Source organism: Microcoleus sp. PH2017_05_CCC_O_A (assembly GCF_020738785.1).
Classification (GTDB): Bacteria; Cyanobacteriota; Cyanobacteriia; order Cyanobacteriales; family Microcoleaceae; genus Microcoleus.
In genome coordinates this window covers 1-12,761 of sequence record NZ_JAEQCB010000065.1, presented here as the reverse complement: position 1 = coordinate 12,761, position 12,761 = coordinate 1, and the positions used below count along the sequence as shown (strand labels likewise).

The following is a 12,761-nucleotide window of genomic DNA, read 5'->3' as shown; positions in this document are numbered from 1 at the left end:
GGCGCGTGAATCGAGGATTCCACATTTTCATGTCCTCGCCCGCTATGCTGGCGAGCAATGAAGGTGTGGATGACGAGATGAACAAATCTTTATTTGCAAGCATCGTTACTCGACATAACTTATTAAATCACTACTTGACTTTGTATAGTATTTCCTGGTATTTTTATTACAAGCAAATGCGTAAAGGTCGCAACGCAATGAAAGTAACATATCAGTATCAGTTCTATCCCGACACCAGTCAAAAGTCAACCCTCAATCATTGGTTGAGGATTTGTCGCTATTGGTACAATAGACAGCTAGGCGATCGATTTGATTGGTGGGAGATGAACCGCACTGCTATAAATGCTTGTCCGTTGATTGCTAGTATCTCTACGCCTCGCGAAAAGCCCAACTACTACACCCAAAAACAACAACTACCCATCCTTAAAAAAGACTTAATAAAAGTCTTTCATAGTGGTGAATTGCTGGACTTCAAGCAAGTAGATTCAACTATTCTTCAAGATGTCTCTAAGCGAGTGGACAAAGCTTTTGAACGGTTGATCGTAGGAGACAGTAAAGGTGGGCGATCGGGAAAACCCCGGTTTAAGACTGAAGCGGATTACCGGACGATGACTTTTTCTACGGCTAATAACGACTGGATTAAGTTGGTTCGCAAGAATTGGCTTTATATCCGATTGCCGAAGTTGGGTGTCATAAAAGTTCGGATGCACCGCCCAATCCCCGATGGATTCACTGTTAAGCAAATTAGTGTAACTAGAAAGACTGACGGTTGGTTTACCCAGATAATGCTTGAAGACACTTCAGTACCCCACTTTATTCCTGATAAAGTTACCCCAAACTGGGATAACTCAATTGGGTTGGATGCGGTGCTGCATGAAGATGTCTATTTAGCAACGTCGTCAGGCACAAAGTTACCTTCGTTGAAACCGCTTCGCAAAAACCAAGCTAAGTTATACCAGATCTCAAGGAAGCGGAACAAACGGAAGCGCGGTTCTAAAAGCCGACGCTTCTTAGCCAAAAAAGAAGCGAGACAGCACCAAAAAATAGCGCGTTCTCGCCAAGACTTTCACTACAAAACAGCTCACAGACTTGTGAAATCTGGAGCTAAATTCTTTTTTCATGAGGATTTGAATTTAAAAGGCTTAACAAAGCGGAATAAAGTTAAGCAAGACGATGAAGGTAATTACCTCCCGAACGGTCAATCAGCTAAATCAGGACTTAATAAGTCTTGGTTGGATGCTGCATTTGGTCAGTTTTTTAAGACGCTGGAATACATAGCCGAAAAAGCTGGGTCAGCCGTCGTTCCGCAAAAACCTGCTTATACGTCAATGGTTTTGTGCTATCGGAATGAAATTGTTTTCACCGATTGCGGTATGCGAAACTATTGGGATGAGCAACATTCTTTAATGGTCGATCGCGATGTTAACGCCGCGATTAATTTAAAGAAACTTGGGTTGGGCATTTTCCCAAGGATAAAACGCCGTAGCGGGAATCTTTCTGTAGTAGGAAATATAGATGATAGTACCGCGAAGGAAATTTTGTATACCCTTCATCGGGCTGCAAAGATGCCCACGTCATAGCACCACGAGGCTTGACGTGGAAGTATGTCACAGGCTAGACAGCTTATAATCTAATACCGTTTACTTAAGACCGCCCTGAGGGTAAAACCCTATGATAAATAGATACGGAGATTGCTTCGTTCCTCTCTTCGGACTATTCTAAGTAAACCGTATTGGTGTATAAGCAGCAACTGTCAAAATTATGCGGTCGCCTACATTCATAAAAAAGCAACAAAACTTGTTGTTTTATTTGATAGTTAATTGGGCTGATTTTATCCGATCGCCCATTTTACCCGTAATCGCAATCTTTCCGGGGCGCAGCGCCCGAAACGTGCCCGGTTGCGCGCCCATATGATGAAAGGTGCGATCGAGTAACGGCCGCGAATTCGGAGGCTTGGTTGGCGCACCAGGCCCCGGTTCCTGATAATCTGGAGTCCGCAGCCCGAAAGTTAATGGGGGTAGCAAATTGCCTTTTGAATCAGAGGCGATCATTTCAAAGGTAATGCGATCGCCCACGCGCACTGTCGCCACTTCTGGCTGAATCCGAACATCCCAATCTGGCGGATAAACAACACCCGACATCAAGAGTGTTTTTTGTCCTGTTTTTGCCAACACGGTAAACTTTCCCGGCGCAATTCCCGTCACAGTTCCATCTTGGGAAAGTTGGATAACTTTGGTATCTTGTGATGACCAAACTGCTGGTTTTACCAACAATGCGAAGTCTGATACTCCGCAATCTGAACCGCTGCCTTCCCCGATTTTTAGTTTAACGTTTTTACCTGCAATTAAAGGGTTAACGTCTTCAAATTTGTAAGCCAGACAAGGAGTTGTTTTAAAGATACCGAGAGTGGTTTTAAAGATGCCTGCCGTCACCACGATCGCATCCCACGCGGTACAACCAATTGCTACCAGTACCAGCGCAACTGAGGTTCCGTAGCCGACGGTGATTATTTTTTGTTTTCGATAAAACTGATGCCAGTCTCTCATTGTTCTTTCGATCGCACTTTCCTCAAAAGTTACTTGCCTCTAAGGGCGATCGATCTATTTCTGTATGCCAAAAACAAAATTGGCATAGGGTTCGATAAAATATATTAAAATTTCGATATTGTCTAGTGCGAGCTTCTAGATCGCACTGTATGGTTAATCGATCGGATATAATATCATGGTAGACTAGATATTTGGTGAATCAGGTTTTATAAGTTTGCGAACTGTTGACAAATAGAAGTCCAATGATACTTGAAACTGATAGATTGATTTTGACACCGATTGTAGAGAACGATCTCAACAAGCTGCACGCAATTTTTACCGATTCCTATGTCAGGAGATATTTGTGCGACGGTCAAATTTGGTCGCTAGATCCAGTGGAAGAAATGATCGAACAGAACGAACAACTGTTTGGAGAAAAGAAATTCGGCTTGTGGTTTATCGAGAGAAAGAACGATCGCGAAGTTATTGGATTTGTGGGGTTGTGGTATTTTTTTGAGGAACCGCAGCCGCAGTTGGTCTATGCGCTGTTGCCGAAAGCTATTAAAAAAGGCTACGCTACTGAAGCATCCACCAAAATATTAGAGTATGGTTTTGATGGACTTGGATTAGATTATCTGGTTGCAAGTTGCGATCGCCCAAACATTGAATCATGCAAATTAGCAGCCAGACTCGGGATGAGACAAGTAGAAGAAAGGATTGTCAATGAAAATCCCATATTATTCTTTAGAATCGATAAGTAGTAATTAGCAGTCAGGGCGCAATGCACAAATGGCTTTCGGTGGTGGGAATTGGCGAAGACGGACTTTCGGGATTGAGTTCGATCGCCCTTTCGTTACTCGATCGATCTAAAATCATTGTCGGCGGCGCGCGCCACCTCGCAATGCTACCAACCGACGACACGCGCGAAAAATTAGTTTGGGCTTCACCGCTACAAACCACAGTTGACAGCATCATCAGCCGTCGCGGAGAGTCTGTTTGCGTGCTCGCAAGCGGCGATCCGATGTGTCACGGGATTGGTGTCACCCTGTCGCGCCGGATTCCGATTTCGGAAATGATGGTGATTCCCGCAGCATCCGCTTTTAGTCTTGCTTGCGCGCGTTTGGGCTGGGCGCTGGCGGATGTTGAGACTTTTAGCTTAACAAATCGCCCGATCGCCTCGATCGCCCTTAGTTTCTCTCCCGGTGCACGCTTGCTGGTGTTGAGTGCCGATCGACATACGCCAGGAAAAGTTGCCCAATTGTTGACACAGCGCGGGTTTGGCAGCAGTTTGATGACTGTGTTCGAGCGGATGGGGTCGGACTCGGAACGGCGGATCGAAGCAGTTGCAGCAGCTTGGAATGCGGCGGATTTAGCTGATTTGAATGCGATCGCCATTGCAGTTACAGCCGATCGCGAAACTCTGCTGATTCCCCGCACCTCCGGCTTGCCGGATGCTGCCTATCGCCACGATGGACAGTTGACCAAACGGGAGGTTCGAGCCGTTACGCTGTCGGCGTTAGCGCCGATTCCGGGGGAGTTGCTGTGGGATGTGGGGGCGGGCTGCGGTTCGATCGCGATTGAGTGGATGCGGAGTCATCGGAGTTGTCGGGCGCAAATTTGCCGCAACCAAATGCTATTTTCATCGGTGGCGGTGTCACCGCAGAGGCTTTGCTAGAAACTTGTTGGAATGCTTTAGGTGAAGGTGGCCGATTAGTTGTGAATGCGGTGACAATTGAGAGTGAACTTAAGGTTTTGCAATGGCATTCTTTGCATGGTGGGGAACTGATTAGAATTGGGATTCAGCGGGTTGGTGCGATCGGCTCTTTTCAGGGTTGGAAACCCCTTGCACCTGTGACTCAGTGGGCGGTTGTTAAATCTAATTGCATCAGCTAAACGTTCTGGCCTTTAGAAACTTCAAACCCGTGATATTCTGTTCCACAAATCCCAAGTTCAGTCACAATTTACCTGCTTTCGAGACTCTGGGTCATTATTAGGAAAGCACAATCCACTGGGCAAGCGGTCTGGAACATAACGAATCAAATTAGGGTCACGCAGACCAGTTTCTAGGAAAGCCGTAAGATCGTCAACTTGCTCTTTCGTTAGATTTAGGGGTCGAAACAATAGACTGAGATTGCCTGAATACTTTGCTTCTAACTTCTGTGGCTCTCCAAGATTAAAATATTCGACCACCTCCCGCAAGGTGTTGAACGAAGCTCCATGTCCATAAGGGGAGCTATCAGCTAAGTTATAAAGCTGTGGTACTTTAAACTTAAAGTCGTCATTAGCTCGTCCGGTTACTGCGCCTCTACCCAGGTTCAGTCCGCTAAGATCCTTCGGGTGATCGGCAAATCCTACAGCATGAAATTTTGTATTGGCTAAGTTCGGCCCTGAATGGCACTGAACACATGAGGAGCTAAAAAAAGTAATTGCTCCTCTCAGTTCCCTAGCAGATATGGCATTCTCATCCCCTTTCAACCATCTTTGAAAAGGAGCTTGATTAGCTAAAAGAGTGCGTTCATAAGCTGCGATAGCCAATCCTGCTCTGACTATATCTTCTACATCTGCACCTACATAGGGGCGATCTGCAAACGCCTTCGCAAAAAGCTCTTGATACTCTGGTATGATTGCTATGGCTGCTGTCCCCATTCGGTGCACTTTCATACCGTCAATTGCTTGTGTTTCTAAACCCTGCAACTTAAATCGATTGATAGCCAATTTTTGCAGTACAGGTTCTTTAGTATTTTGACCGCCTGACCCAGCTCGACCATCCCAAAGCATTATATCTTGATAAGCACTATTAAGTACAGAAGGAGTGAGGACAGTTTGTTTATCTATCTCTATAGTATAGATCTCAGGGTTTTTCTGTCTGGAGCGATTCCATCCTAAACCGCCGACTCCCAGTGCCTGTGGTAAGTTAGACCGAAAGCCCGCTTGAGCAAAGTGACAAGATGCACAACTGCCCTCTTTCCAGTTCTGAGGATTGACAGGATTAATACTTAAGGCTGTTTCGTGAAATAAAAGCTGACCCAGATGAACTTTTTCGGGGGTCAAAGGGTTTTTAGGGTCGGCAGGAATCCGATCTAGATCCAACGAATTTGGCAGAATAAAATACTCCAGCCCTTGATTACCAGAAGCGTTATAGTTTAATAATGTTTTTAACTTTAAATTCAGGTATGAAACTGATTCAGATGAACCAGCAGTCCCAGATAAATCCATAGCATAGGACAATCTTACGCTACTCAAAGTTAACGAAAAAAACACTATAGTTAGAACAATTAACTTGATAAAATGAGCCAATATTTTCATCGTTTTTTTGTGACGTAGTATCCTTGATTAACTGAATTAACTAAAGCAGGAGTAATTTCCTCAACAGTAGATTTTATAGGAAAATGTTGCTGCGATTTAGTATTTTTTATAATCAGTATTAAAGAATCAGAAGAATTGTTATTTTGATATTCACTCAGTATATCTATTATATATTGAATTGAAAGAAAATATTCTGCGTCTTGATTCTTGAAACCAACCAGAGCATAAGAACTATTAGAAATTTCAATAGAGATTAAATCTTCATTAGATAAAGTTCTTAATTTAGAAATTACTTCAAACACTTGTTGACGAGTGGGTGGAGGAATTTGTGTATCAGTAAAACATAAACCTACATTATTAAAAAGTGAACGTAAATTTTCGCTGACTTTTATCAGTAACAAGTTATCTGATGTAGATAAGGCTATGTAAATAGAGCAGGAAAATAGGTTGCCAACAACTAAAGTCACAACCCAACCGATAAAAACTGCCGCAATGGACTGAATTAAAAATTCTTTTTGTATTATATTATCTTAATAAAAAATAAACTTTGATTGGGTAGAATAGCTTTAAAAAGTTCATAACAATAACGACTTAGGGGAATATTAGTTATTAGGTGAGATGAACTATTTTTTTCATCTTTTAATAGTAAATCAATGATTAGTTCTTCTTCTAAAGTTTTTTGTTTTTGTAATTCCTGCGTTACAAGATTTAAATTTATACCTGATGTCAAGTCATTCCAGTCTTTGCCTGATTCTCTAAAATTAGTAATTCGGTATTGAATATATCGAGTCTGTTGGTTGGTAATAGTAATTTTGACTGGCCAATTTGAGCCAAGATATCTAGCAATATCTCGCAGACGAATACTGAGTTGGAAAAGCTGATTTTCTGTCAGCTTATATTCGGGTATTATCTGCCAATACTCAAGACCTACCTCTTTCAAATTAAGAGGATTTGTTTTTGGTTTTAACAAAAATATTTCTGGAAAATTATGGCTTGAGTTATCCAAAGATAACTTAGCTGTATCTGCTTGCAATGGAGCCGAATTAATCATTATTAATATATAAATAATGATTTGATAAAATAATAGCTTAAATAGACTGGATATATTTAAAGAATTAAAAAAGATTCTCAATTTAATAATCCTAAATAATTTATATGACGTTATGTTTGAATTTTACAATACCAAAATGCAGAGAATTTAGTACCCCTACAAAGCAGAAAATATACATACTGAAGTTTATAGTAAAGATTTGAGTGTTTACTAAAAGCTACCTGCAGCAACATCATTGGTTTGAAAGGTATTACAGGTAGCATAAAATCGAACAAATCTATATTACCGTCTTCAGAAATAGGCAAAAAACTAGCAATCTAATATTCTGTCCACGAGTTAGTCAAGACAGCATTGAGGGCATCCCTGCAAACAGCATCAGCAGCAATATCGGGCCATAATTCTATTTGCTTTGTCTCAGTATCTTCGACATACATATCGAATGTACTAATACTTTGCGCTTGCAAAAAGTAACCTCTCGCATCAGCCACTAGAGTTTTGCTCTCCTGTATAGCTCTACTTAGATTTTGACCATTTAGAGTGCCATCATTCCGGGCTTCCTGCGCAAACATTCCACGGAGTGATGGAGGAGTAATATTTTCTGCTCGTGCCGATGAGGGATTGCGGGAACCAACATAGTTATAACGTTCTGGAGGAACTCGTGGTCCTCCATTATCACCCTGTAATACTCCCGAACGAATTGGACCTCTACCAGCTACAGGAATTCTCATGGCGGGTCTTTCAGGAAGCTGTGCAACTGTTCTTTCCGCCGTTTTGATGTTATCAATTAGGCTAGCAGTAAGCTGAGGTTGTATCCGTTGCAAATAACCAAATCCCATTTCTTCAAGTTCTTGAGGAGTTCTAACTACACTGATTAAACTTGTATCGATCATCATCCGGTTCACGGTACTGGTTGCATCTGATGGGTGAGCTAGAAAAGCGAACAAGGAAATAGATATAAATGTTAAGGCGGCAAGTAATAGACTGCGCCATGATTTGAATTGTTTCATTGTTACAGAACCTCATACATTAACTTAGTTAACATTGTAGAACAACTATGGGGACAACCCGGATGAAACCCTTAGGGAATAAATATTTAGCCTATTTATCCTAAAAAAAAAATAGGGTTCCGAATTGTTATACGATAGACTATCCCAAAAGAATGTTACTAACATTATATCATATCGATTTTAAAAAAATTGACGTAACCTCAGTTTATTCTCCTCACAATCTTGCTCTCCTTGATACAATCAGAGAAGCAGATGGGTAAGGAGAAGCTAGCAGGGGTTAATTACCAACGAAAGCCGCCGTCACAAACTACCAAGATTTATTGGCTGACCTCAATTAATGATCGCACTAATTCCGATATTCTGAATATCGATTCATTTCATTACACTAATAGATCTAACAAAGCGAGCTAATAATTCGTTTTTGTCAATCGGGACATCAGGTTTTTCTTCTCCAGTTGACTGATTCCTCACAACTAAACTGAGTTGCTTATTTTTTTCTGAAAACTTCCCCCCTTGTTGCACACTTTCCTGAAGAAAGTCTTGTACGGTTTGTACAGTCAAACGCCACTCAATTCCTGTAGAGTCTTTCATAGCAATAACTCTGTAACTATCAGGTGCTTCCTCTACCGGAAACTCTAATAACTCATTAGGGTTCATATTCTTTAATTTCAAAATAGCAGTCTCGATATCTTGTTTACTAGGAGGAGGAGGAGGCAATCTCACTGGTGAGACAGGTGTGGGTGTTGGCGTGGAGGTAGTAATAGGAGGTATGGATGTGGATGTTGGTGTTGGCTTAGCAGAGACAGAGGAATCTCTTGCAGGTGTTTCAGGTGATTTTGGATTTGCTTTAACACTAGGGGTAGGGGTGAGGACGGGGACTTTAGGAGTAAGAGGTTCAGTTACTTTTGTTATTTGCTTTTGCCATAGTAAGTAACCAATCACTCCCAATACTGCTACAACACTAACTAACACAGCGGATATCCCTAGAACGTTAGGTTTAGTATCTTCTGTAACTGAACTACCACAATTATCCACGGGGCAATGACGTTTATGTGCTTCCAGTGGTGTCTTATTTTTATAGTTTGGGCATTCATTATTTTTATCCCCTGAACACCTGATACTTACAGTTTTTCTAAAAAGACTCATATCCACCCCTAATATAAAGAATTCAGAATACGGTTGATCAACTTTTGCGCTCTTTCGTAGCGTGGATCATCTATGCCAGCTTGGTATTCACTCGAACAAGTTTGAAGGTACTCCTCTAACCTTTTCCGAATGTCATCTGCCACAATTGGAGCAGTTTTTGCTTCCTTGCGTACTTGTCGTACTTTTACCGTCAGAAGCTCTCTAGCCTTTCTCACTTGCTCATACTTAGGATTAGACAAGATGGCATCTTTTACAAAAGCTTCAAAAGCTGTTTCCCAATCAAACCCTAGTACAAGTTTTTGAACCCCCATCTTCCCCCGTTCTTCAAATTCGTAGCGAATTTCATCCTTCCGAGTGTACTGATTAGTCGTGGCAGCAATCCAGCTATAAGCTCGTGAAAGAATAAAAACTTCTTCAGTTTCTAAAAGAGCTTTTTTCTCATCTTTAGAAAGCATATAAAGCTCGTAGAGATAAGGCTCAATTGTTTTGTCAATGTGTAGCGCCGCTCTTTCTGGGAATTGATCGTAGTTTTCCTTAAGCCTTGATAGACTCTCAATGAAGCGCAGTGGAAATACTTGTTTCTCTTGCAAAAAGATGATACGCTCCTGATCTTCTGCTACCTTAATGCTGTCCGCTGGAACCCCTATACCTTCTAAATCTGCCTGTACGACTGTCTGAGCAGGGCGTCCATCACTGCTGATTCGCCCAGTTCCATCTGGAATTGTTGTTACAGCCGCCTCTGTGGATAGTATCTGCTTTTTACCAACTTCACTAGGAGCAAACTTTAGAAAAGGGGCAGACAACATTTTGGCACTTGATAGAATATCCTGTCTTTTCACAGAATTAGAGTATTCACTAACGAATTTGTCGTACAAAGTCAGACGTTTAATATCAACGGGGCAATTTTCGCTTAAAACCCATTGATAGGCTGATTCATAAAGTATGTCTTCTGGCTCTTTTTTCGTCACTTTGATTAAAGATATTAAATCGAGGTTTTCTTGTCCTAGTGTTGATCTTATTAACTCTTCAATAGCTGCCTGAATGACTGAGGAATTAGTTTCTTCAACTAATCTTTGTAAACCAAGTTCGCTAAAAATAGTTTTTCCGTTTTCTTTAGTTCCTTTTTGTATATCTTCTAAAATTATCTTAAGCCTTCCAGCTAAAATTTCTTGTAATTCTATGACTCTGCTCTCCCAGACATCCAGTTCAGCACGCAAATTTCTGATTTGTGGAATAACTCTATCTAAAAATACCAGCCCGTACTTCCCAACTTGAAAACTAGCTAAACCCTTTAAATACTGCTTTAGCTCATCACTAATATTGGCATAGTCTTTTTGAAAAGCACTATTAGTATACATTAATTTCTGTTCGTTAGCCCTAACGACACTGACTGTATCTGCAAGATTGTCTTGGAATGTACGAATTATATTTGCATTCTTTTCGCTAGCCATTCCACTAACATCTGCCTTAAAATCTGTTAAGATATTAATCAGTTCATCTAAAAACTTTTTGGCATAAATAATTCCCATCTTAGGACTACGCAAGAAAGCGGTTATTTTCAAGCGGGTCTGTTTTAAAGACTCTGTGACCGCCCCTGATACATCATTCACTCGTTGTGTGTAAAAGTCTGTTATACCAATATTATCTCGAAAGCTAATTTCTATGCGACGACGGACTTTTTCAACTTTTTCCCCTAGCTGCTTCTTAGTTATACCTTGCAAATTTTCATTGACAAGATTATTAATTTGAATCGCATAATCAGGAAAATCATTATTACCAAATGGATCTGCATCTCCATATATATGAGAGAGAGAAAGGCGGATACTTTTTAGTTCATCTCTGACTTGCTGGTTAATATTTTGTTGATAAACTCCTTCTTCTACCCAAGTAGATATAACCTGTAATGCTAAACGATAAGCGAGACACTGAGCCACAACTTCTCTTGGATAACTTACAGTTGAAAGCCCAAAAGTTGAAAAGCGCAGTGAATGCCGTCTTCCTGTTTCTTCATCATTCTCCACATCTCCCAGTTGTGGATTATCCATAATGGCGTCTATGTAGCTTGCTGCCGGCCCGCCTTGTATATTGAGAAAAATCCGTTGGGCAATTAACAGGGGTAAATTTTCCAGCCCAATTTCAAGTCCTCTTGCATTTCGTGGTTCCAATAAGTAACAATTATCATAAGGTAATTGCTCCGGTTGGAAGGCAAAATAGTTGAGTTCGCTCAAAACAGCATAGGCATTGGAATGATAGCGGTTATGCCTAACAATTTGTAACGGAGGTAAAACTAAGAAAGAATAAAATTTCTTTAATGCCGTTCCCTTTTGATATAAGTCCCATCGTTGTAAGTCAAATGAAAGTGGCACAAACATTCCACTACCAGTTCCGCCACTCAAACCACAAACTAAGTAAAATCTCCAATCCTGGAGCTGCGAAAACGACTGATTAAGAGAGTTATAGCAGTCAAAAACCTTGTTTTGTACTTCTTTTTTATTCTCATTGTATTCGTAAATTAAACGTCCGTAGGGACGAATTCCTTTGGCTCCAGGCCCTGGATCACCAACATAGTTCTTAATCGGAGGAAGCCAAGGAGAAATATCCGGGTAATCATCTGGATTTTCAACCATTGACTGTAAACGGTCGCCAGTTATGATTACCTTTTCACCTCTAGTCAGACATATATCTTTTCCTAGCACTGACCAATTAAGTTTGTCTATATCACCTTCATGCGTATCAATGTATAAAAATTTGACAGAGGAAACTTCAGGCGCTCTTAATCCTAACTCATACCGCTCTGCAATCAGTCTACGAACTTCACGAATAGTAGTGAGACCTGTACCACCAATTCCAATGATGATCGTCTTTTTCATAGTTAGTTTATCCTACTAAAAATACGGAAAAAGTCAAATAAATTATTGCTTTCCATAGGGAAAATGTCTAGTTAGTAAATTCTTTCTGGGTTTGCCCTGACTATGTGTTATTGTTTCAATTTTTTGTAATGACAAACTTCAAGGGATAGAACACCTTTTTCCTAGGGATTTATCCCAGGATATGAACTCCCAACTTGCCAGCAAACTGATCTTGCGTCTGATAAATTTATTGCAAAATTTAACGAACTAGCTTGCCTATAGCTGGCTGATTTACTACTAACGTTCTTTTGCTCATCTAATTTCTCGTAGATTTAGTTCTAGAGTAGAATCAGAGCATTAAATTTAATATATCATATAATCTTTAAATTTCATAGTCAATACTTCGGACAGTTTTAGATCTAGTCGAGCCTCCGAAACCCTTGCTGGCTATATGCTGGACTATTTTTTTTCATGTTTGAGTTCAGCGCACTCGTTTCAGAAAATGCGTAAAAAATGGCAGGGCTTCCTCGCCCTCGGCTTACAGCGCCGTTAAAAAACTGTCCGAAGTATTGATAGTAAAATCTCGGAAAAAAAAACACCTATGCCAATCGCGATCGCTCCAGAAGCCAAACCACAGGCGTTTGTAGACCAGTTGTCTACAGAGCTACCATCTAGCCTGGTCAAGGTGCAGTCAACGGATTTTCGTAATTCTAGCCGTTCCTAATTACTGTAGTTTAGACTAAAAAATGAGCGAAGCTAAAAGTAGCCACCTTTGAATCCAGGGCTATTTCGTTCTAGACAGTAGACAGGGTTTAGGTTTAGAGTTTAGAAGTCGGATTCACCCTAACTTATGATTTATGAGTTCCCTAGCAATTGT

11 protein-coding genes are annotated in these 12,761 nt (G+C 40.8%); 4 read left to right on the top strand and 7 right to left on the bottom strand.

Annotated features, from left to right (window positions below):
• Positions 1 to 29 precede the first annotated feature (29 nt).
• A complete protein-coding gene (locus JGK20_RS16125; protein WP_366034880.1) occupies positions 30 to 1,580 on the top strand; it encodes a transposase in 1,551 nt (516 codons plus the stop codon).
• Between the two features lie 225 nt (positions 1,581 to 1,805).
• Here the strand turns inward: JGK20_RS16125 and JGK20_RS16120 are convergent, their stop codons facing one another.
• Positions 1,806 to 2,546, bottom strand: coding sequence for a hypothetical protein (locus JGK20_RS16120; RefSeq protein ID WP_293180902.1), 741 nt, complete (start codon positions 2,544 to 2,546; stop codon positions 1,806 to 1,808).
• Between the two features lie 242 nt (positions 2,547 to 2,788).
• On the opposite strand from JGK20_RS16120, the gene JGK20_RS16115 reads away from it, so the two are divergent.
• From JGK20_RS16115 to JGK20_RS16105, 3 genes are read left to right on the top strand one after another with little or no spacing between them, the layout of a single operon-like run.
• A complete protein-coding gene (locus JGK20_RS16115; RefSeq protein ID WP_293180899.1) occupies positions 2,789 to 3,286 on the top strand; it encodes a GNAT family N-acetyltransferase in 498 nt (165 codons plus the stop codon).
• A 20-nt stretch (positions 3,287 to 3,306) separates the two neighbouring features.
• Positions 3,307 to 4,200, top strand: a complete 894-nt coding sequence (gene cbiE, locus JGK20_RS16110; RefSeq protein WP_293231363.1) for a precorrin-6y C5,15-methyltransferase (decarboxylating) subunit CbiE — start codon at positions 3,307 to 3,309, stop codon at positions 4,198 to 4,200.
• The gene (locus tag JGK20_RS16105; protein WP_293231361.1) at positions 4,143 to 4,418 is read left to right on the top strand and encodes a hypothetical protein; all 276 of its coding nucleotides are present in this window, start codon (positions 4,143 to 4,145) and stop codon (positions 4,416 to 4,418) included. Before cbiE ends, JGK20_RS16105 begins: the two co-directional genes overlap by 58 nt.
• A gap of 57 nt (positions 4,419 to 4,475) precedes the next feature.
• Here JGK20_RS16105 and JGK20_RS16100 read toward each other — a convergent pair whose 3' ends face one another.
• The 6 genes from JGK20_RS16100 to JGK20_RS16075 all read right to left on the bottom strand — a co-directional run bounded on the left by JGK20_RS16100 (position 4,476) and on the right by JGK20_RS16075 (position 11,905).
• Positions 4,476 to 5,831: a cytochrome c peroxidase gene (locus JGK20_RS16100; RefSeq protein ID WP_293231359.1), complete on the bottom strand. Its 1,356-nt coding sequence runs from the start codon at positions 5,829 to 5,831 to the stop codon at positions 4,476 to 4,478.
• On the bottom strand, positions 5,828 to 6,298 hold the full coding sequence (locus tag JGK20_RS16095; protein WP_293231358.1) for a hypothetical protein: 471 nt from the start codon (positions 6,296 to 6,298) through the stop codon (positions 5,828 to 5,830). Before JGK20_RS16095 ends, JGK20_RS16100 begins: the two co-directional genes overlap by 4 nt.
• Before the next feature lie 53 nt (positions 6,299 to 6,351).
• Entirely contained in the window at positions 6,352 to 6,864 is a 513-nt protein-coding gene (locus JGK20_RS16090) for a hypothetical protein (protein WP_293231357.1), read from the bottom strand.
• Between the two features lie 335 nt (positions 6,865 to 7,199).
• Entirely contained in the window at positions 7,200 to 7,889 is a 690-nt protein-coding gene (locus tag JGK20_RS16085) for a hypothetical protein (protein WP_293231355.1), read from the bottom strand.
• Between the two features lie 372 nt (positions 7,890 to 8,261).
• The gene (locus tag JGK20_RS16080) at positions 8,262 to 9,035 is read right to left on the bottom strand and encodes a hypothetical protein (protein ID WP_293231353.1); all 774 of its coding nucleotides are present in this window, start codon (positions 9,033 to 9,035) and stop codon (positions 8,262 to 8,264) included.
• 8 nt (positions 9,036 to 9,043) lie between these two features.
• Complete coding sequence (locus tag JGK20_RS16075) at positions 9,044 to 11,905, bottom strand: tubulin-like doman-containing protein (protein ID WP_293231351.1); 2,862 nt, start codon at positions 11,903 to 11,905, stop codon at positions 9,044 to 9,046.
• Positions 11,906 to 12,761: the final 856 nt, after the last annotated feature.

Bases quoted from the DNA above. Each gene is read 5' to 3' on its own strand.
- cbiE (WP_293231363.1), top strand. From the start codon at position 3,307: ATGCACAAATGGCTTTCGGTGGTGGGAATTGGCGAAGACGGACTTTCG.
- JGK20_RS16075 (WP_293231351.1), bottom strand. From the start codon at position 11,905: ATGAAAAAGACGATCATCATTGGAATTGGTGGTACAGGTCTCACTACT.
- JGK20_RS16080 (WP_293231353.1), bottom strand. From the start codon at position 9,035: ATGAGTCTTTTTAGAAAAACTGTAAGTATCAGGTGTTCAGGGGATAAA.
- JGK20_RS16100 (WP_293231359.1), bottom strand. From the start codon at position 5,831: ATGAAAATATTGGCTCATTTTATCAAGTTAATTGTTCTAACTATAGTG.
- JGK20_RS16085 (WP_293231355.1), bottom strand. From the start codon at position 7,889: ATGAAACAATTCAAATCATGGCGCAGTCTATTACTTGCCGCCTTAACA.
- JGK20_RS16125 (WP_366034880.1), top strand. From the start codon at position 30: ATGTCCTCGCCCGCTATGCTGGCGAGCAATGAAGGTGTGGATGACGAG.
- JGK20_RS16120 (WP_293180902.1), bottom strand. From the start codon at position 2,546: ATGAGAGACTGGCATCAGTTTTATCGAAAACAAAAAATAATCACCGTC.
- JGK20_RS16115 (WP_293180899.1), top strand. From the start codon at position 2,789: ATGATACTTGAAACTGATAGATTGATTTTGACACCGATTGTAGAGAAC.